Origin of the sequence: Salinicola lusitanus (assembly GCF_038648475.1) — a bacterium.
Lineage (GTDB): Bacteria > Pseudomonadota > Gammaproteobacteria > Pseudomonadales > Halomonadaceae > Salinicola > Salinicola lusitanus.
Window position 1 is genome coordinate 266,121 of record NZ_CP151919.1, and the last position, 19,776, is coordinate 285,896.

20 protein-coding genes are annotated in these 19,776 nt (G+C 65.5%); 9 read left to right on the forward strand and 11 right to left on the reverse strand.

Translation table 11 applies throughout. The features are described from left to right. Positions 1-49: 49 nt before the first annotated feature. The 6 genes from coaBC (at position 50) to slmA (ending at position 5,667) form a co-directional block, all read left to right on the forward strand. Positions 50-1,309 carry a bifunctional phosphopantothenoylcysteine decarboxylase/phosphopantothenate--cysteine ligase CoaBC gene (gene coaBC, locus AAGT95_RS01185; protein ID WP_342595253.1) on the forward strand — a complete coding sequence of 420 codons (1,260 nt, stop codon included), beginning with the start codon at positions 50-52 and terminating at the stop codon, positions 1,307-1,309. A gap of 83 nt (positions 1,310-1,392) precedes the next feature. Then, on the forward strand, positions 1,393-1,869 hold the full coding sequence (gene dut / locus AAGT95_RS01190) for a dUTP diphosphatase (RefSeq protein WP_342595254.1): 477 nt from the start codon (positions 1,393-1,395) through the stop codon (positions 1,867-1,869). 45 nt (positions 1,870-1,914) lie between these two features. Next, complete coding sequence (locus AAGT95_RS01195; protein WP_342595255.1) at positions 1,915-2,466, forward strand: YaeQ family protein; 552 nt, start codon at positions 1,915-1,917, stop codon at positions 2,464-2,466. 43 nt (positions 2,467-2,509) lie between these two features. Beyond that, positions 2,510-3,928, forward strand: a complete 1,419-nt coding sequence (locus tag AAGT95_RS01200; protein WP_342595256.1) for a phosphomannomutase/phosphoglucomutase — start codon at positions 2,510-2,512, stop codon at positions 3,926-3,928. A gap of 92 nt (positions 3,929-4,020) precedes the next feature. Next, positions 4,021-4,923 carry an acetylglutamate kinase gene (gene argB / locus AAGT95_RS01205; protein WP_110602158.1) on the forward strand — a complete coding sequence of 301 codons (903 nt, stop codon included), beginning with the start codon at positions 4,021-4,023 and terminating at the stop codon, positions 4,921-4,923. 123 nt (positions 4,924-5,046) lie between these two features. Further along, a complete protein-coding gene (gene slmA / locus AAGT95_RS01210; protein ID WP_110602156.1) occupies positions 5,047-5,667 on the forward strand; it encodes a nucleoid occlusion factor SlmA in 621 nt (206 codons plus the stop codon). Positions 5,668-5,796: 129 nt separating this feature from the next. Here the strand turns inward: slmA and rpoH are convergent, their stop codons facing one another. From rpoH to ftsY, 4 genes are all read right to left on the reverse strand, one after another. After that, complete coding sequence (rpoH, locus tag AAGT95_RS01215) at positions 5,797-6,663, reverse strand: RNA polymerase sigma factor RpoH (protein ID WP_110602154.1); 867 nt, start codon at positions 6,661-6,663, stop codon at positions 5,797-5,799. A 259-nt stretch (positions 6,664-6,922) separates the two neighbouring features. Then, a complete protein-coding gene (ftsX, locus tag AAGT95_RS01220; RefSeq protein WP_342595257.1) occupies positions 6,923-7,903 on the reverse strand; it encodes a permease-like cell division protein FtsX in 981 nt (326 codons plus the stop codon). Continuing rightward, complete coding sequence (gene ftsE, locus AAGT95_RS01225) at positions 7,900-8,568, reverse strand: cell division ATP-binding protein FtsE (protein WP_110602150.1); 669 nt, start codon at positions 8,566-8,568, stop codon at positions 7,900-7,902. The genes ftsX and ftsE overlap by 4 nt, the downstream gene beginning before the upstream one ends. After that, positions 8,565-10,043 carry a signal recognition particle-docking protein FtsY gene (gene ftsY, locus AAGT95_RS01230; protein WP_342595258.1) on the reverse strand — a complete coding sequence of 493 codons (1,479 nt, stop codon included), beginning with the start codon at positions 10,041-10,043 and terminating at the stop codon, positions 8,565-8,567. The genes ftsE and ftsY overlap by 4 nt, the downstream gene beginning before the upstream one ends. 128 nt (positions 10,044-10,171) lie before the next feature. On the opposite strand from ftsY, the gene rsmD reads away from it, so the two are divergent. Together rsmD and AAGT95_RS01240 are read left to right on the forward strand one after the other, a co-directional pair. Next, positions 10,172-10,804 (forward strand): 16S rRNA (guanine(966)-N(2))-methyltransferase RsmD, encoded by a 633-nt coding sequence (rsmD, locus tag AAGT95_RS01235; RefSeq protein WP_342595259.1) that lies wholly within the window; start codon positions 10,172-10,174, stop codon positions 10,802-10,804. Positions 10,805-10,914: 110 nt separating this feature from the next. Continuing rightward, positions 10,915-11,118, forward strand: coding sequence for a cell division protein ZapB (locus tag AAGT95_RS01240; RefSeq protein ID WP_110602144.1), 204 nt, complete (start codon positions 10,915-10,917; stop codon positions 11,116-11,118). A 130-nt stretch (positions 11,119-11,248) separates the two neighbouring features. Here AAGT95_RS01240 and AAGT95_RS01245 read toward each other — a convergent pair whose 3' ends face one another. The 7 genes from AAGT95_RS01245 to prfB form a co-directional block, all read right to left on the reverse strand. Then, positions 11,249-11,743, reverse strand: coding sequence for a GNAT family N-acetyltransferase (locus tag AAGT95_RS01245; RefSeq protein ID WP_110602142.1), 495 nt, complete (start codon positions 11,741-11,743; stop codon positions 11,249-11,251). A 55-nt stretch (positions 11,744-11,798) separates the two neighbouring features. After that, positions 11,799-12,665 (reverse strand): hypothetical protein, encoded by an 867-nt coding sequence (locus tag AAGT95_RS01250; protein ID WP_342595260.1) that lies wholly within the window; start codon positions 12,663-12,665, stop codon positions 11,799-11,801. After that, complete coding sequence (locus AAGT95_RS01255) at positions 12,662-12,973, reverse strand: BolA family protein (protein WP_110602138.1); 312 nt, start codon at positions 12,971-12,973, stop codon at positions 12,662-12,664. The genes AAGT95_RS01250 and AAGT95_RS01255 overlap by 4 nt, the downstream gene beginning before the upstream one ends. A 71-nt stretch (positions 12,974-13,044) precedes the next feature. Then, complete coding sequence (locus tag AAGT95_RS01260) at positions 13,045-14,433, reverse strand: MFS transporter (protein WP_110602136.1); 1,389 nt, start codon at positions 14,431-14,433, stop codon at positions 13,045-13,047. 46 nt (positions 14,434-14,479) lie between these two features. Beyond that, complete coding sequence (locus tag AAGT95_RS01265) at positions 14,480-14,866, reverse strand: hypothetical protein (protein WP_110707785.1); 387 nt, start codon at positions 14,864-14,866, stop codon at positions 14,480-14,482. Between the two features lie 208 nt (positions 14,867-15,074). After that, positions 15,075-16,604, reverse strand: a complete 1,530-nt coding sequence (gene lysS, locus AAGT95_RS01270) for a lysine--tRNA ligase (protein WP_342595261.1) — start codon at positions 16,602-16,604, stop codon at positions 15,075-15,077. A 159-nt stretch (positions 16,605-16,763) separates the two neighbouring features. Beyond that, positions 16,764-17,862, reverse strand: a protein-coding gene (prfB, locus tag AAGT95_RS01275; protein WP_110707787.1) for a peptide chain release factor 2 whose coding sequence is annotated in 2 segments (ribosomal slippage) — positions 16,764-17,786 and positions 17,788-17,862 — 1,098 coding nt in all. Because the reading frame shifts where the segments join, the coding sequence is not laid out codon by codon here. Between the two features lie 209 nt (positions 17,863-18,071). Between prfB and AAGT95_RS01280 the strand changes: the two genes are divergently transcribed. Next, positions 18,072-19,652 carry a peptide ABC transporter substrate-binding protein gene (locus AAGT95_RS01280; protein ID WP_342595262.1) on the forward strand — a complete coding sequence of 527 codons (1,581 nt, stop codon included), beginning with the start codon at positions 18,072-18,074 and terminating at the stop codon, positions 19,650-19,652. Positions 19,653-19,776 lie beyond the last annotated feature (124 nt).

Below are 19,776 nucleotides of genomic sequence, written 5' to 3' on the forward strand. Positions count from 1 at the left end.
CCCGCGACCGCAGTGGTATGGTAACGACCGAACCATCAGGACAGATCCCATGTCGCTACCGATTGGTCCGGGATTGGCCGGAACCCGCATCCTGCTCGGCATCAGCGCCGGCATCGCCGCCTACAAGAGCGCCCATCTCGCCCGCTTGTTGAAGAAGACGGGGGCCGAAGTCCGCGTGGTCATGACCGAAGGCGCGCAGGCTTTCATCACCCCGCTGACGCTGCAGGCGCTGACCGGCGAGCCGGTGCGGACATCGCTGCTGGATCCGGAAGCCGAAGCCGGCATGGGCCACATCGAGCTGGCGAAATGGGCGGATATCATCCTGATCGCCCCCGCCACCGCCGACCTGATGGCACGCTTGGCCCACGGTCACGCCGACGACCTGCTGACCACCCTCTGCCTCGCCACCGAAGCCCGCTGCCTGATGGCGCCGGCCATGAACCAGGCGATGTGGCGTCATCCGGCCACCCTGGCCAATGCCGACCGGCTGCAGCAGCTGGGCTGGGCGCTGCTGGGCCCCGACGCCGGCGACCAGGCCTGTGGCGACGTCGGCCTCGGCCGCATGCTCGAGCCGGAGACCATTCTCGCCCGGCTGCTGGGCGAACTCGAACCGGGCCAGGAAGCGGCGTCACGGGTGATGCCCGTGCACCGGGATCTGGACGGCAAGCGCGTGGTCATCACCGCTGGACCCACCCGCGAAGCCCTGGACCCGGTGCGTTATCTCTCCAACCACAGCTCCGGCAAGATGGGCTACGCCCTGGCCGCGGCCTGCGTCGAGCGTGGCGCCAGCGTCACGCTGGTCAGCGGCCCGGTGACGCTCTCGACGCCGCCCGGTGTCGAACGGATCGAGGTGACCTCGGCTGTCGAGATGCTGACCGCGGTCGAATCCTGCATGCCGTGCGATCTGTTCATCGGCTGTGCCGCGGTGGCCGACTACCGCGCCGCCGCCGTCAGCGAACACAAGTTGAAGAAGACGGGAGACGCCGGCGGGCTGACCCTCGAGCTGGTGCGCAATCCGGATATCGTCGCCACGATCGCGGCGCGGGCGGACCGACCGTTCACGGTCGGCTTTGCCGCCGAGACCCAGTCGTTGGAGACACACGCCGGCAGCAAGCTCGAACGCAAGCGCCTGGATCTGATCGTCGCCAACGATGTCTCCCTCGAGGGGGTCGGCTTCGGCGGCGACGACAATGCCGCCACGCTGCTGTGGCGGGAGCGGGAGGGGACCCGGCACCACGCGTTGCCGCGTCAGCCCAAGACGGCACTGGCCAACGCCATCGTCGATCACATCGCCGATCGCCTGCGCTAACGCATCCGGTCCGCCTCCCAGCGGTGGTAAGCTGAGCGGCTTGCTCGTCATCTCACTTCATGCACCCTCAGGAACGACGCTTCATGTCACACAGCACTGCGCCCGCCAGACCCAAGCTCTCGGTCAAGATTCTCGATGGGCGGGTACACGACTACCCGCTGCCCCACTACGCCACCACAGGCAGCGCCGGCATGGACCTGCGCGCGTTGCTCGACGACGCGTTGACGCTGGCGCCCGGCGACACGGCCCTGGTCCGCACCGGCCTGGCCATCCACATCGGTGACCCGGGCCTGGCCGGCGTCATCCTGCCGCGTTCCGGCCTCGGCCACAAGCACGGTATCGTGCTCGGCAATCTGGTCGGGCTGATCGATTCGGACTACCAGGGCGAGTTGATGATCTCGGTCTGGAATCGCGGTCAGGAGACGTTCGTGCTCGAGCCCGGCGAGCGGCTGGCGCAGTACGTGCTGGTGCCGGTGGTCCAGGCCGAGCTCGACATCGTCGAGGAGTTCGTCGCCACCGAGCGCGCCGGCGGCGGGTTCGGTCACTCCGGCCGGCAGTGAATCGTCTTCCGCCTCCCATAGCCGTTCTCTGCAAGGACATGTCACGTGGCGCTAAGCGCAACCATCTATAAAGCGAAACTCAACGTCAGCGATCTGGATCGCCACTACTATGGCGATCATGCGCTGACCGTGGCCTGCCACCCGTCCGAGACGGCGACGCGACTGATGGTGCGCCTGCTGGCATTCATCGACAATGCGCACGCCATCGGCGCCGACAACGATCTCGCCATGACGCGCGGCCTGAGCAGCGAGGACGAGCCGGATCTCTGGCTCAAGGCACCGGATGGGCGAATCCTGTTGTGGATAGAGCTGGGCGAGCCGTCGCTGAAGCGCATCAAGCAGGGCCTTTCCCGGGCGGAACGGGTAGTGATCTATCCCTACGCCCCGCGCAGTGCGGCACAGTGGTGGAAGAAGCTCGAAAGCGATGTTCTGGCCCTGCCCCGGGTGACGGTCTGGAGCCCGCCGCCGGAACCGCTGGCGGCGCTGACCGCACTCGTCGACCGCAACCTGAGCCTCGACGCCACCCGGATGGAAGGCGAATGGCTGATGACCGACGGCCAGGTTTCGGTGGCGCTGGAGTTCGAGCGCTGGGCATGAATCTCGCGTCGAAGCCGTTCGCGAAACAAAGGAAGATTGAAACATGACGACGAATGAGCAGCCCGGCGCCGACGTGCCGGCCTCGATTTTCAGGGCCTACGACATTCGCGGTATCGTCGACGAGACGTTGACCGAGGAGACCGTGGAATGGATCGGTCGCGCGGTGGGTAGCGAAGCGGCGGCGAGGGGGCAGCAGACGGTGATCGTCGCCCGTGATGGCCGCCACTCCGGCCCTCGCCTCCAGGCGGCGCTGATCCGCGGCCTGCGCGCCGCCGGCAGGGACGTGATCGATATCGGCCGCGTGCCGACCCCGGTCCTCTACTTCGCCACCGCGACGCTGGACGAGAGCCGTAGCGGCGTGATGGTGACCGGCAGCCATAATCCGCCTGACTACAACGGCTTCAAGATCGTGCTCGACGGCGTCGCCATCTCCGGCGAGGCGATCACGGGCCTGCTCGCGCGCATCCGCAGCGGCGAGTTGAGCGAGGGCGAAGGCTCGCTGGAGCAGCGCGATATCGGCGAGAGTTATCTTCAGCGCATTCTGGGTGACGTCTCCCTCGACCCGTCCGGGATCGGACGTCCGCTCAAGGTGGTAGTGGATTGCGGCAACGGCGTCGCCGGCGAACTGGGGCCCAGGCTGATCGAGGCGCTGGGGGCGGAGACCATTCCCCTGTTTGCCGAGATCGACGGCGACTTTCCCAACCATCACCCCGACCCCGGCAAGCCGGAGAACCTTGTCGACCTGATCGCCAAGGTTCGGGAGACCGGTGCCGACGTGGGACTGGCTTTCGACGGCGATGGCGATCGCCTGGGCGTGGTGACGCCGGCCGGCGAGATGATCTACCCGGACCGGCTGATGATGGCATTCGCCACCGACCTGCTAAAGCGAGATCCTGGCGCGCGTATCGTCTTCGACGTCAAGTGCACCGGCAATCTGGCCCAGATCATCGAGCGGGCCGGGGGCGAGCCCGAGATGTGGCGCACCGGCCACTCGCTGATCAAGGCACGCATGAAGGAGACCGGCGCGCAGCTGGGCGGCGAGATGAGCGGCCATATCTTCTTCGCCGAACGCTGGTACGGCTTCGACGACGGACTCTATGCCGCCGCCCGGCTGCTGGAAATTCTGTCGCGCCAGACGGTGGATGCCGACCGCTACTTCAGCGCGTTTCCCCAGGACGTCAGCACTCCGGAGCTGAATGCCCCGGTGACCGACGAGGAGAAGTTCGCGATCGTCGAGCGACTGGCCGAGAATGGCGACTTCGGTCAGGATGGCATCAAGACGACGCTGGACGGCATTCGCGTCGACTACCCCGATGGCTGGGGGCTCTGCCGGGCCTCCAACACCACGCCGATGCTGGTCCTGCGATTCGAAGGCAAGGACCAAGCGGCACTGGCGCGTATCCAGCAGCGGTTCGGCGCCGCAGTGCTCGCGGTGGCGCCGCACGTCGAACTGCCGTTCTGAGATCACGGCGCACGAGACATACGCAACAACAGGGAACGCGCCGCCGGTGCCGGTAGGCTCACGGTGCACAGACAGTGGAGAGATAACGCCTCATGAACGAGAGCCCGCGCGACCCGCGCCAGGTGGTCGAGATCCTGTCGGAGGCGCTGCCCTACATCCAGCGCTATTCGGGCAAGACGGTGGTGGTCAAGTATGGCGGCAACGCCATGACCGAGGACAAGCTGATCGACTCCTTCGCCCGCGACATGGTGTTGATGAAGGAGGTCGGCATCAACCCGGTGGTGGTGCACGGCGGCGGCCCGCAGATCGGCCAGTTGCTGGCACGGCTCAACATCGAATCGCGCTTCGTCAACGGCATGCGCGTGACCGATGCCGAAACCATGGACGTGGTCGAGATGGTGCTGGGCGGACTGGTCAACAAGAACATCGTGACCCAGATCAATCAGTGTGGCGGCAAGGCGATCGGCCTGACCGGCAAGGACAACGCCCAGATCCGGGCGCGCCAGCTCAAGGTCGAACAGTACAATCCGGCACTGGCCGAACCCGAGATCATCGATATCGGCCATGTCGGCGAGGTCGAGCACATCTCCACCGACCTGATCGAGATGCTCTCGAAGGCCGACTACATCCCGGTGATCGCGCCGATCGGGGTCGATCGCGAAGGCCATAGCTACAACATCAACGCCGATCTGGTCGCCGGCAAGGTGGCGGAGGCGCTCAAAGCCGAAAAGCTGATGCTGCTGACCAACGTCGCGGGGCTGCAGGATGCCCAGGGCAACGTCATGACCGGCCTCTCGACCGAACAGGTCGACGCCTTGATTGCCGACGGGACGATCTACGGCGGCATGCTGCCGAAGATCCGCTGCGCGCTGGATGCCGTCAAGGGCGGTGTCGACAGCGCTGTCATCGTCGATGGCCGCGTTGTCCATTCGACCCTGCTGGAGATCTTCACCGATGCCGGGGTCGGCACCCAGATCACCGATCATCGGGACTGAACCCGACAAGAGCCTCTTTTCATACATCGCGGGCGTGGAGGGCCCGCCCGGGTGCCAGACAGTCGACGCGCACCCGGGACGCTCCAGGAAGGAGCCTCGACGAGACAACCGATAAGAATCGCCATGACGCAGGCAACCCCCCAACTCTCCCGCCGTGAGCAGATCCTCCAGGCACTGGCACTGATGCTCGAGGAGGACAGCGGCAAGCGTATCACCACCGCCGCCCTGGCCCGCCAGGTCGGCGTCAGCGAGGCGGCGCTGTACCGCCACTTCCCGAGCAAGGCGCGCATGTTCGAGGGACTGATCGAGTTCATCGAAGCCAGCCTGTTCGAGCGCATCCGGCGCATCCTCGACGACGAGCCGTCGGCCCTCGCCCGCTGCGAGACGATCGTCCAGCTCGTGCTCGCCTTCGCCGAGAAGAACCCGGGCCTCAGCCGGCTGATGGACGGCGATGTCCTGACGGGCGAGACCGCCCGACTGCGCACCCGCATGTCGCAACTGTTCGAGCGGCTCGAGACCCAGTTGAAGCAGATCCTGCGCGAGGCGGAACTGCGCGAGGGGCTGCGCCCGCAACTGCCGGTCTCCGCCGCCGCCAACCTGCTTTCGGCCTTCGTCGAGGGTCGGATCAGCCAGTACGTGCGCAGCGATTTCCGCCACCGCCCCACCGTCCATTGGGAGGACCAGTGGCGTCTTCTGGGCGGCGGGCTGCTGACCACAACGACCCACCAGACGACGTCCGTCTAGGGCGAGTCCGGGGTGCCCAAACGCAAAAAGCCCGGCGATTGCCGGGCTTTTTGCGTCTCTGCCTGAAGCGATGTACCACTCAGGCCTGTCTAGGGCTCGCCGCCCACATTCATCAGCCGCAGGGGTGGCTTACGCCGCGATGGTGTCGCCGAGCTGCTGCTTGATCTTCTTCATCGCATTCTTCTCGAGCTGACGGATGCGCTCGGCGGAAACGCCGTAGACATCGGCCAGGTCGTGCAGCGTGGACTTGTGCTCCGAGAGCCAGCGCCGCTGCAGGATGTCGCGGGAGCGGTCGTCCAGCTCGCTCAGCGCTTCCCGCAGGCGACGCGTGTAATCGGCCTCCCAGTCGTCCGCTTCGAGCTGAGCCGCCGGGTCGAAGCTATGATCCTCGAGATACTGGGCCGGCGCCTGGTAGCTCTGCTCGTCGTCGTCGCCCGGCGAGGCGTCGAAGCCGGCGTCATAGGAAGCCAGCCGACCCTCCATCTCGCGCACCACCTTGGGCTTGACGTCGAGATCCTTGGCGATGGCATCGACTTCGTCGTTGTTCAACCAGGCCAGGCGCTTCTTGGCGCTGCGCAGGTTGAAGAACAGCTTGCGCTGGGCCTTGGTGGTGGCGATCTTGACGATACGCCAGTTGCGCAGCACGTATTCGTGGATCTCCGCCTTGATCCAGTGCACGGCGAACGACACCAGACGAACGCCCTGATACGGATCGAACCGCTTGACCGCCTTCATCAGGCCGACGTTGCCTTCCTGAATCAGGTCCGCCTGGGGCAGACCGTAGCCTGAGTAGCTGCGGGCGATGTGAACGACGAAGCGAAGATGAGACATGATCAGACGGCGGGCCGACTCGAGATCGTCCTCCTCGTGCAGCCGCACGGCAAGGTCGTGCTCCTCGTCCGCCGTCAGTACGGGAATGCCATTGACGGCCTGAATGTAGCCGTTGAGATCGTGCCCCGGGGAGAGATTCCCGATGGATTGAAGACTGGTGCTCATGTGCGTTGTCTCCATGGTTGACGACGTGTCAATGGGGAGAGCCAATCGGCTCGATCCACCGGAAAACACGCCGCAACAGGTTGTTCTGCCTGTTTGCGAGGATACCTGATGAGACCCTCAATCTAGACAAAAGTTCAAGATGTTCGCCAGCCTCGATGACTCGAAAACCCAGCGTCGCCTGGTGGTGACCCTGCATCCTGGGTGACCTTCTTACCGTATTTCGCCCACCTTGACCAGTTTTCGGGCCTCTGCTTCCAACCTAGCGCGGCTTGATGTCCGCCAGATGACGCCCGACGGCCAGCCACGCGCCCAGCCAGCCCAATAGTGTACTAAAAAGCAGCAGAAAAGCCGAATGAGTGGTGCCCAGGGAGGGCAGTGCGAACTGGGCACCGTAGCTCTCCGCCAGCGCCGCGACGGGTGACGCCAGCCAGTTGCCCCCGACGACCAGCATGACCAACGCCAGGACCCCGCCACCCAGGCCGTACCAGGCGCCGCTATAGAGGAACGGGCGTCGCACGAACGCGTGGGTGGCGCCGATCAGGGTCACTACCTCGATCTCCTGACGCCGACTCTCCACCGCCAGCCTGACCGTGTTGCCGACCACCAGCAGGACACCCAGGCCGAACAGCAGCGCCAGTGCCAGCGCGACACGTTGGCCGACCGCCGCCAATTGCTGAAGCCGATCCAGCCACGCCAGGTCGAGGCGAACCTCGTCGACGCCGTCGAGCGTCTGCAGACGCTGGCTCAGCGACTGCACGGCGGCGGGATCGGTATCGTCGGGAGTCACCACGACGCTTGCCGGCAGCGGATTGGTGTCGAGCTGGGAGAGCGCATCCTCGACCCCCAGCGTCTGCTGGAACTCCGCCAGCCCCTCGGCCGCCGTCACCAGGCGAGTCCCCGCAACGCCGCTCTGCTCGCCGACTTCGGCCGCCAGGCTCATGGCCCGGGATTCATCGACGTCGGCGTCGAAATAGACCGTCAACGTGGCACTCTCGTCCAGCTCGGCATCGACCAGGCGCGCACTGTCCAGCGCCAGCCATAACCCCGCTGGCAGGATCAACGCAATGGCGATCGCGAGCATGGTCAGCAACGTCGATATCGGGCGCCTGACCAGACGCAGGGCACTGTCGCTCATCATGGCCCGGTGATGCCGCAGCCAGGCCCGGCCGCCGCCGGACGACCGGCGCGTGGGCTTCTGGGCACCGCGCCGGGAGGGGCCGGTGGATTGGCGCTCGCTCATGCCGCCTCCCCATCGCCGACGAGACGGCCATCCCGCAACTTCAGCACTCGGTGGCGCAACCGGGCGATGAGGGCGAGATCGTGGCTCGCCACCAGCACCGTCGTACCGATGCGATTGAAATCCTCGAACAGCCGCATGATGTCGGCGGAGAGCTGGGGGTCGAGGTTGCCGGTGGGCTCGTCGGCCAGCAGCAACGCCGGCTTGTTGACCACCGCGCGCGCAATACCCACGCGCTGCTGCTCGCCGGTGGAGAGCTCGATCGGCAGCGCTCGCTCACGATGCAGCAGCCCGACCTTGTCCAGCGCGGCCCGCACGCGCCTGCCGGCATCGATGGGCTCGACGCCCTGAATGGTCAACGGCAGCGCGACATTGGCGAAGATATCGCGATCGAACAGCAGTTGATGATCCTGGAAGACGACGCCGATCTGGCGCCGGTAGTAGGGAACCTGACTGATATGCAACCGATCCAGATCGTGGCCGGCGACCAGCACCCGGCCACGCGAGGGGCGCTCGAGGCGCATGATCAGCCGCAGCAGCGAGCTCTTGCCGGCACCGGAGTGGCCGGTGAGGAAAAGCATCTCGCCGCGCTCGACCCGGAAATTGATATCGGCCAGCGCCTCGAAACGACCACCGTAGCGCTTGCCGACGTGCTCGAACGCGATCATGAGTCGGCGTCGCCGTCCCGTCCGAACAGCGCCTTGACGAACGTCTGGGCGTCGAACGGGCGCAGATCCTCCAGCGACTCGCCGACGCCGATGAAACGAATCGGCGTTCCCATCTTCTTGGCCAGGGCAAAGATGATGCCGCCCTTGGCGGTGCCGTCGAGCTTGGTCAGGGTGATGCCGGTCACCGGAATCGCCTCGTCGAACGTCGTCGCCTGGGAGATCGCGTTCTGTCCCGTTCCCGCGTCGAGCACCAGCATCACTTCATGGGGAGCGCTGGCGTCGAGCTTGGCCATGACCCGCTGCACCTTCTTGAGCTCTTCCATCAGATGGCTCTTGTTGTGCAGGCGACCGGCGGTATCGGCAATCAACACATCGACCTTGCGCGCGCGCGCAGCGGCGACCGCATCGTAGATGACCGAGGCACTGTCGGCGCCGGTATGCTGGGCGATCACCGGTACCCGGTTACGCTCGCCCCAGACCTTGAGCTGCTCCACCGCTGCGGCGCGGAAGGTATCGCCGGCGGCCAGCATCACGCTGCGCCCCTCGTTCTGGAAACGCTGGGTCAGCTTGCCGATGGTCGTGGTCTTGCCGACGCCGTTGACGCCGACCATCAGGATCACGAACGGACCCTCGCCTTTGGCCGGCAGTTGCAGCGGCTGGGAAACCGGTTCGAGCAAGGCCGCCAGCTCCTCCTGAAGCGCGCGATACAAGGCGTCGGCGTCGGCCAGCTCCTTGCGCGATACCCGACCGGTCAAACGCTCGATGATCTCGCTGGTGGCCTCGATGCCCACGTCCGCCAGCAACAGTTGGGTCTCGAGGTCCTCCATCAGCTCATCGTCGATCTGCTTCTTGCCCAGCAGCAGGTCGGCAATGCCGTCGGTCAGGTTGGCACGCGTACGCCCGAGGCCGGCACGCACACGCGAGAGCCAGCCGCCCTTGGGCTTCTCCTTCGGTGCCGGCGGACTCGGCTCTACCGCGGTCTCCATGGAGGGCGCTGGGGTCACGTCGGTTGCCAGATCGGCCTCGCGGGTACCATCCGCGGGGTACTCCTGCAGGGCCGATCGCGGCGACTCAGGGTCCAGCGGCTGAGCCAGCGACTCCTCGGCGGCCGTTGTCTCGACCGGCGAGGGTTGATAGTCCACCGGCACCGGTCGATCGGGAGATTCGGTCTCGACGGCCGACGCCGTGGCAGGGACTGCGGTTGCCACCGTCGGCGAGTCCGCTGACTCCTGCGAGGGGGAGGCCTCGGCGTTCCCGGAATCGGTCTCCCCGGCAGCAGACGAGCCCTCTTGTCCGGCCGGCGGCTGCGGTTCACCGGCACCGGTGGAACGTTCGCCTTCGACGTCTCCTTCCCGGTCTTCGACCACGCCAGTTTCCGGGTTCTCTTGTTCTGACGCCGCCTCGGCCCGTTCCGACTCGCGCCGGCGCGCCTCTTCTTCCTGCTGCTTTTTACGACTCTTGAATAGTCCGAACATGGATGGCTTCACTGCTGAAAAGCCGTGCTCGCGCCACTTACCAGCGTCGATCGTCACGGCTTCGGAGAATATCGTTATCGAGGGCTCATCCTATCACCGCGAGTGTTGCGGGGGTACAATTGCGCGCCATGAATCGACGCCGCCCACGCCGGGCTTCCGACAGCGCTCGCTCGCGCCAGACCTCTCAAGCCACCTCTCGCGGTGGCCGTGGCCAGTTGCGCCTGATAGGCGGCGAGTTTCGTCGCCGCAAGCTGCCGATACCGGACAGCCCCGGCCTGCGCCCGACACCGGACCGGGTGCGCGAAACCCTGTTCAACTGGCTGGCTTTCGATATTGCCGGACGGCAGGTGCTGGATCTCTATGCGGGCACCGGCGCACTCGGCCTGGAAGCGTTGTCGCGAGGGGCGGCCCGGGCCACGTTCGTCGAATCCACCGTCCCGGTGGCCAAGGTGCTGGAAGCGAATGTCGCCACGCTGGGCGCCGCCGGAGACGTCGTCGGCATCCCCGTCGAACGGTTCCTGGCGACGACGCCCAGCAGGTTCGATCTCGTCTTTCTCGATCCCCCTTTCCGCCAGGGGCTGGCCGCGAAAGCCTGCCTCGACCTCGAGCTGGGCGGTTGGCTGGCGTCCGATGCGGTCATCTATGTCGAGACGGAACACGAGCTCGTCTGGTCCCCGCCGGCATCTTGGCAACTTCATCGCGAAATCGTGGCGGGAGACAGTCATGGGCGACTTTTCAGACGTCAACCCGACGCCGGCTGACGTCGCCACTTCGAGACGCTTGTCGTCGGCCTCGGCGCCACGTAGGCTGCGGCCATCGAACCAGCGGCCATACCTCGGGAACGAGTCACGAACTTTCAAGGAGAGTAGAGATGAACGGTGAAATCTTCGCCAAACTGGAACAGAAGATTCAGGATGCCGTCGACAGCATCGAGATGCTGAAGATGGAGAATGAAGAGCTCAAGGCGGAGAACGCGCGCTTCCAGCAGGAGCGTGAGGAGTGGGAACAGCGCCTCGGAGGGCTGCTGGACAAGCTGCAATCGCTTGACAGCGCCTCCACCAGCGACAACGGCTGAGACGGCGACACGGGGCGACCTGCTCAGGCCGTCCCGTGCGGCAGCCAGCCCACCACGGCCTCGCTTTTCACTCCTCCGGGTCCCTGCCAAGTCATCCTCGCGTTCGGCCGGGCGTCCTCGGTCGATCGCGTCAGACCAGGTCCCGCGACATCAGCAGCGCATCTTCTCCACGTCCATCGTCACGACGGTAGTAACCGCGACGCTGGCCGTCGATCCTGAAGCCGGCACGCTCGTACAGTCGCCGCGCCGCCAGGTTCGATTCCCGCAGCTCCAGCAGCAGGCGCTCGGCCCCCTGGGCACGGGCGCATCGCATGACCCACCCCAGCATCTTCCATGCCAGACCTTGGCGTCGCGCATCGGGCAGCACGCAGATCGACTGTAGCTCGGCGTCAAAAGGCAGATAGGCCAGGATGGCGACGGCCCACAGTGTGCTGTCTTCGGCCGATCGAATGCCCCAGACCGCGTAGCCGTCGTCCCTCAACGCCGCCTCCAGCAGCGCTTCCGACCAGGCGTCATCGTTGGCTCGGCGCTCGAACGCCATCAACACCGGCAAGTCGTCGGCGTCGAGCCGGACCGGAATGGCCCCGCCAGTGAAGGCCTCGGGGTGAAAAGCGTCGATGGACATGGGCATGACTCGAGGAGGATCGTTCAAGCGCTCCGGCACCGGCAGGCGGGAGCTGCTATTCGGGAGAGTCCAGGCCCTGGCGCCAGGCGCTTCCCGCCGCCTGCAGCTGGGACCAGCACTCGCGCTTGGCATTGGCCGAGCTCAGCAGGTCGTCGGGGTGCGGCAGGCGGTGGCAGGCCCAATCGCCCTCGTCCCCCGAATCGCTCAGCAGCGACGACCAGACCTCATCGCCGACGGCGATGGCGCCGTCGATTCTCATACCGTGGCGACGCGCCTGCCCAGCGCAGAAGACCAGGATACCTTCACGCGCCTCATCGGCGGGATCGGTGGCCTGCAGGTCCATCAACGGCCAGGTCAGACGCGACAGCGGCGCCCCACCGGCGGGCATGCCGGCGCTCTGCAGCATCTGTCCCAGCAGCGCCTGGCCCGCGGCGGAGATCGGCCGCTCGCCGGGAAGCAGCAGCCACCAGCGCTCACCGATGACCGAGAGCGACAAGGTGAACCGAAGCGGCTCGGCGGCGGGCGCAGCATCCTCGGCAACGTCCACAGGGGCCTGCCCGGTCCCGGAGACCGTTGGCGCCGAAGAAACCGCCGCGTCGGAATCGGCGGTGCGGTCGGGAGAAGACGGCGGCGACTCGGCCCGGGGCGCGTCTTCCCCGAGCAGGGCCCTGGCGCGCGACAGCGGTGCCGCGGTCTGTTGCGTCGGCGACGCATCGGCGGCGGGCCGATCGCGCTCGACCGGTCGTGCCGGCGTTTCCAGCAACGCCTGCAGCCGCTGCCCCGGCGCCGGTTTTTCCGGTTCGGCCGCGGCTTCCCATTCAACCTGCTCGGTCGGCTTGGCGTTGACGAAGCGATACCGCGAGGCCCAGGTGGAGATCCCCATGGCCTCGAGGTACTGCAGCCGCTGCGGATCGCCGATCACTGGCCGCCCCCGCCGCGACAGTGGGGCGAATCCGGACGTACGCCGCCACGGGTCGACCACTGTTGCGGCGTGTAGAGATGCAGTGCCAGCGCATGGACGGGGCCGGCGAGTTCATCAGCGAGCAGGCTGTAGATCAACTGGTGGCGCTTGACCGGCATCAGCCCGGCGAATCGCTCCGAGACCAGCGTCACCTTGAAGTGAGTTTCGGAATCCGGTGGCACATGATGCATGTGGCTCTCGTTCTCGACCGTCATCTCGACCGGCTCGAGCGTCGCGAGTTTCTCTTCGATACGTGCCTGAACACTCATGACAGTTCCTCCTGAACCAACCGGACCATTGTAACGCCTTGCTCGGGGATTGGGTGAGCCTCGAGCAGGGCTCAGCGCCGAAGTCCCTTGGCGGCCATCGGCGTACGATAGAGACTCAAAGCCAGTGCGATCGCCACCGATGCACACCCCACCCAGAGCGACAGCGTGAGCGAACCGAACGAGAGACCGAGGATCAGCCCGACCAAGGCCGTGCCCAGCGACTGCCCGAAGGTGCGCACCGAGGCCAGCACGCCAGAGGCGTTGGCGCTGAGATCGACCGACACGCTGCCGATCATCTCGCGATTGTTGGGCGCCTGGAACAGGCCGTAACCCACCCCGCAGAGCGCGGTGCGCCAGATCACGTCGAGGTAGCTCGAGTCGGCGCCAAGGCCAGTCAATGCCAGCATGCCGAGCAGGAACAAGCCCAGGCCGGTCGAGCTGATCAGCGCCGGGTTGCCCTTGTCCGCCAGGCGCCCTGCCAGCGGCCCGATGATCATGATCACCAGCGGCCAGGGCGTGAACAGCACTGCCGACATGATCGGCGAGACGCCCATGACGGTCTGGTAGAGAAATGGCAGCCCCACGAACGCCACGCCCTGGGCCAGGAATGCGAACATCGACACCACCGCCGCGAACGAGAAGCGCGGCTCGACGAACAGTGCCAACGGCACCAGCGGCTTGGCGACATGGCGCTGGCGATAGACGAATCCCACCAGGCAGATCACGCTGACAGCCAGCGTCGCCAGGGCCAGCACGCCCCCCTTCCCGTGGCCGAACTGATCCAGCGCGAAGACGCTGCCACTGAGCATGACGATCGACATCAGCGCGCCCCAGATATCGATCCGCCCCGGAATCGCCTTCTCCCGCGGCAAGGCGCGAACCCCCAGCGTCAGCGCCAGCAGACCGATCGGCACGTTGATCGCGAACAGCCACGGCCAGCTCGCCAGGTGCAGGATCAGCCCCCCCAGCGACGGCCCTGCAGCAATGCCGAAAGCCACCGTCAGCGCGCTCAGTCCGATCGCCGAGCCCAGCAGACGGGTAGGAAAAATGATGCGGTAGAGCGATGGCCCGATGCTCAACATCGCAGCGGCGCCGATCGCCTGCAGCCCCCGCATCACCAGCAGGAATTCGAACGAACGGGACAGCGCACAGCCCAGGGACGCCACGGTGAAGACCGCCAGCCCGCCAATATAGAGCCGGTGACGACCGATGCGTCGGCTCACCGCGGCGAAGGTCAGCAGAAGCGCCGCCGTCACCAGCTGATAGACGTTGGCGATCCAGATCGATTCGGCGCCGCTGATCGCCAGCTCCTTGGCCAGCGTGGGAAGGGCAATGTTGACGATACCGTTGTCCAGCACCGCCATCTGGGTGCCAGTGATCATCGCCAGCAGCGCCAGCTTGCGTTCACGTCCGGGAAGACCGTCGTCCCCCGGCCGCTCCTCGAACAGCCGCTTCAGCATGGGCTGCAGAAGCGCGGAGCATCGCCCTCGAGTAACATCCGCAACCTCACTCCTCGTCGGTCTCCATCAGCAGTTCGTCGTCGACTTCGGAGGTCTCCAGCTCGGCCTCGTCGTCGAGGTCCACCGCCAGATAACTGTGTTCCAGGGTGAGAAAGGTCTCGAACAGCGCCCAGTCCAGGCTCTCCGGCCACTGGCGCTCATCTTCCTCCCACGCTCGCAGCTCGGTCTCGAGGATGTCGTAGTAGCGCTCTCCGACATAGGCCTGCAGGGCTTCCGGCGTATCCATCTCGGGGATGAGATAGACGGTATTCTCGCCAGCGATGTCTTCGAGCGTCAGGTCGTCTTCACCGACCATCGGCTCCAACGAGTTGACCCAGTCGACGAACGCCTGGGTCGGCTTGACGCTCAGCGCGGAACGGTTGAGCAGCTTCATCGGTGTCACCTCTATCTTGGGAGCCGCACGGGGTCGGCAGAATTCGAACCGCAGCCATTATGGGCGCTCGCTGCGCCCCTGACCAATAACTCTTGCCCGGCTGCGCCGCGAGCCGCGAGCCGCGAGCCGCGAGCCGCGACTGCAAGTCTCACCCGAAACGCACGGCTCGCAAGCTCGTAGCTCGTAGCTCGTAGCTCGTAGCTCCGTATTATTCCGGGCGCATCGCCGGGAACAGCAGCACATCACGGATCGAGGGGCTGTCGGTCAGCAGCATCACCAGCCGGTCGATGCCGATGCCCTCGCCGGCGGTGGGCGGCATGCCGTACTCCAGCGCACGCACGTAGTCGGCGTCGTAGTACATCGCCTCGAGGTCGCCGGCGTCCTTTTCGGCGGCCTGGGCGGCGAAGCGCTCGGCCTGATCCTCGGCGTCGTTGAGCTCGGAGAAGCCGTTGGCGATCTCCCGCCCGCCGACGAAGAACTCGAACCGGTCGGTGACATGGGGATTGGTATCGTTGCGTCGCGCCAGCGGGCTCACCTCGGCCGGATACTCGGTGATGAAGGTGGGCTGATCGAGCTCGGCTTCGGCGACCTCCTCGAAGATCTCGGTCTGCAGCTTGCCCAGCCCCCAGCTCGGTTTGGTCGCGATACCCAGACGCTCGCAGGTCGCCCTGGCGGCCTCGAGGGTATCGATATCCGCTTCGCCCAGCCCGTCCCCATGCTCCAGAATCGACTGACGCAGGGTCAGGCGGCGGAACGGCTCTCCCAGATCGTAGTCGGTGCCCTGGTAGGTGACGGTGGTCGTGCCCAGCACCTGCTCGGCCGCATCGCGGATCATCGCCTCGGTCAAGTCGAGCAGATCACGATAGTCGGCATAGGCCCAGTAGAACTCGAGCATGGTGAATTCGGGGTTGTGCCGCGTCGACAGGCCTTCGTTGCGGAAGTTGCGATTGATCTCGAACACCCGCTCGAAGCCGCCGACGACCAGCCGCTTGAGATAGAGCTCCGGTGCGATGCGCAGATACATGTCGATATCCAGCGCATTGTGGTGCGTGGTGAACGGTCGCGCCGTGGCGCCGCCAGGGATCGGCTGCAGCATCGGCGTCTCGACCTCCATGAAGCCCCGCTCCACCATGAACCGACGGATCGCGGCGATGACGCCGGAGCGCACCTCGAATACCCGACGCGACTGCGGGTTCATGATCAGGTCGACGTAGCGCTGGCGATAGCGCGCTTCCAGATCGGTCAGGCCGTGAAACTTGTCCGGCAGCGGACGCAGACTCTTGGTCAGCAGCTTCGCCTCGACCAGCATCACGTAGAGATCGCCCTTGCCGGACTTGTGCACCGGGCCGCGGCCGGCAACGATATCGCCGATATCCCAGCTCTGGATGTCTTCCAGCAACTCGGCGGGGAGCCCCTTCTTGTCGACGTAGAACTGGATCTGGCCGGAAGCGTCCTGGATCACCACGAACGGCCCGCGCTTGCGCATGATGCGGCCGGCAACGGCAGCCTGGCGGTCGAGCGCCTCGAGCTCGGGTTTCTCCTTGTCGCCCAGCTCCGCCTGCAGGTCCGCCGCCAGACTGTCGCGTCGGAAATCGTTGGGGAAAGCGCTGCCGCCCTGCTCCGCCGCACGTTCGCGGCGGGCCGCCAGCTTGCCACGGCGCTCCGCGATCAGCCGATTTTCTTCCTGGGCTTCATGCTGTGCATCGGAAGGAGATTGCGGGTTGTCCTGGTTCGCCATGTCGTCGCCTGTCGAAAATTGAAATAAAGCCGCGAGCCGCGAGCCGCGAGCCGCGAGCCGCGAGCCGCGAGCCGCGAATGCAAGTCTCAGCCAAAACATAACGCCCGTAGCCCGTAGCCCGTAGCCCGTAGCCCGTAGCCCGTAGCCCGTAGCCCGTAGCTAGAGACCTTGCTTCAAACTCGCTTCGATGAACTGGTCCAGATCGCCATCGAGCACCTTGTCGCAGTTGCTGCTCTGCACGCCGGTGCGCAGGTCCTTGATCCGCTGGTCATCCAGGACGTAGGAGCGAATCTGGCTGCCCCAGCCGATGTCGGCCTTGCTCTCCTCGGCCTGCTGCTTGGCGGCGTTGCGCTTCTGCATCTCGTGCTCCCACAGCTTTGCCTTCAACTGCTTCATGGCAAAGTCGCGGTTGGCGTGCTGGCTGCGCTGGCTCTGGCAGGCCACCACGATACCCGTCGGCTCGTGGGTGATTCGCACCGCCGAATCGGTGGTGTTGACGTGCTGGCCGCCGGCGCCGGAGGAGCGATAGGTGTCGGTGCGCAGATCGGCCGGGTTGATCTCGACCTCGAAACTGTCGTCCACCTCCGGAGAGAGGAACACCGACGCGAAAGAGGTGTGCCGCCGGCCGCCGGAGTCGAACGGACTCTTGCGAACCAGCCGATGGACACCGGTCTCGGTCCTGAGCCAGCCGAACGCGTACTCGCCCTGGACGTGGATGGTGGCGGACTTGATGCCCGCGACCTCGCCGGCGGAGACCTCGGTCAACTCGGCCTTGAAGCCGTGGTGCTCGGCCCAGCGCAGGTACATGCGCAGCAGCATGTTGGCCCAGTCCTGCGCCTCGGTGCCGCCGGAGCCGGCCTGGATGTCGAGATAGGCGTTGTTCTCGTCCATCTCGCCGGAAAACATGCGCCGGAACTCCAGCTTGTCGAGCTGTCCCTCGAGATAGGACAGTTCCTTGCGCACCTCGTCGATGGTGGCGTCGTCCTCCTCCATCACCGCCAGCTCGAGCAGCTCGCGGTTGTCGGCCAGACCGCTATCGAGGGTGTCGATGGTCTCGACCACGGCTTCCAGCGACGCCCGCTCCTTGCCCAGTTTCTGGGCGTAGTCGGGATCGTTCCAGACGTCCGGGTTTTCCAGCTCTCGGGAGACTTCTTCTAGCCGGTCTTTCTTCTCGGCATAGTCAAAGATACCCCCTCAGGACGTCTGTCCGTTCGGACAGGTCCTTGATGAGGTTATTGATCGGATTGATCTCTTGCATGGGGCTCCTGCCAACGTCGCCACCGACGCGTCGAACCTTCCCGGAAGACGGGGGTGGTCGACTCGTCGAAAAAAGGACGCCTATTGTAGCCAAACCCCGGCATAGCGTCATCCCGCCGTCGACCGTCTCACGCTGTGCGAATCGAGACGATGCGCTAAGGTGGAAAGAATAAAAACCTGATCATCCATTACCGTTCGAGGGATCCCACTTTGATATCACCGACTCGCCTGGCAGCCGCCATCGGTTTCGCAGCCACCCTGAGCGCCCTGCCCATCCAGGCAGCCACACTGCACATGGGCATCTCCGGCGATCCCGCGTCGCTGAGCCCGGCCAAGATCACCGGTGGCGTGTGGGAAGAGGATGTGCTGCGGGACATCTTCGAGGGCCCGATCGCCATCGATGCCGACGGCCGGATCATCCCCGGCGCCGCCGAAAGCTGGGAGATCTCCGACGATGGCAAGACCTACACCTTTCATCTGCGCGACGGCCTCGAATGGTCCGACGGCGAGCCGCTGACCGCCGACGACTTCGTCTACGCCTACCGCCACCAGGTCGATCCCAAGACCGCTTCCAACTACGCCCACCGCCTCTATCCGGTGGTCAATGCCCAGGCGATCAACGCCGGCAGCAAGCCGCTCGATTCGCTGGGGGTCGAATCCCTGGACGACGGCAAGACGCTCAAGATCACCCTCAACGCCCCCACCGTCTATTTCCTCAAGACACTGGTGCTGCCGTTCGCCTACCCGATCCCCAAGCATGTGGTGGATGAGTTCGGCGACGACTGGAGCGACCCCTCCCACATCGCGGTCAACGGCGCCTTCAAGCCGGTGAAGTGGGTCTCCAACACCGAGCTGGAGACGGTCAAGAACGATCACTTCCATGATGCCGACAACGTCAGCCTGGATGGCGTCGACTACTACCCGCTGGAGGACAAGAACGCCGGCATCCAGCGCTTTCGTGCCGGAGAGCTGGATATCCTGCGTGACTATCCGGCGGCGCAGTATCCGCGCCTCTCCGAAAACCTGCCCGATGCCACCCATCTGTTCCCCTCGCTGGGCACCTACTATTACGTGTTCAACCTGCGCGACGGCTCGCCGGTGGCGGACAAGCGCGTCCGCGAGGCGCTGAGCCTGGTGATTCGCCGCGACGTCATCGCCAAGCAACTGCTGAAAGGCGGCGTCGAGCCAGCCACCTCGCTGGTACCGCCGGGAACCAGCGACTACGAGGCCCAGTCCCAGCCCGGGCTCGATGACGACATGGACAGCCGCCTGGCCAAGGCCAAATCGCTGATGGAAGAGGCCGGCTACGGCCCGGACAAGCCCCTCGAGCTGACCCTGCGGTTCAACAGTGGCGACGAACACCGTCAGATCGCCGTCGCCGTCGCCGCGATGTGGAAGCCGCTGGGGGTCGACGTCGAACTCAGAAACACCGAAGCCAACGTCCACTACGCCGATCTGATGGAGGGCGATTTCCAGGTTGCCCGCGCCGCCTGGATCTCCAGCTACGACGACGCCCAGAACTTCCTCCAGCTGCTGTCGGCGGAGACCAACAACTACGGCGCTTACCAGAACGACGACTACAACCAACTGGTCAGCCAGTCGGACGCCGAGCAGGACCCGGGCAAGCGGGCGCAGCTGATGCAGCAGGCCGAGGCACTGGCGCTGGCCGACTATCCGCTGACGCCGATCTATACCTACAGCTCGCGCAATCTGGTCACTCCCGAAATCGAGGGATGGAACGACAACGCGCTGGACATGCACGCCTCGCGCTGGATCGAGCTGCCGGAGTGACTAGACCAACGTCTAGCTGTGACCGAAATCACAACGGAGGCGGCGTCACTGCCGCCCTCGCGCACCTATATGCATGAGATGAAACGGACTATCGAGCATTTGAATTAGACGGATCATGAGGTTC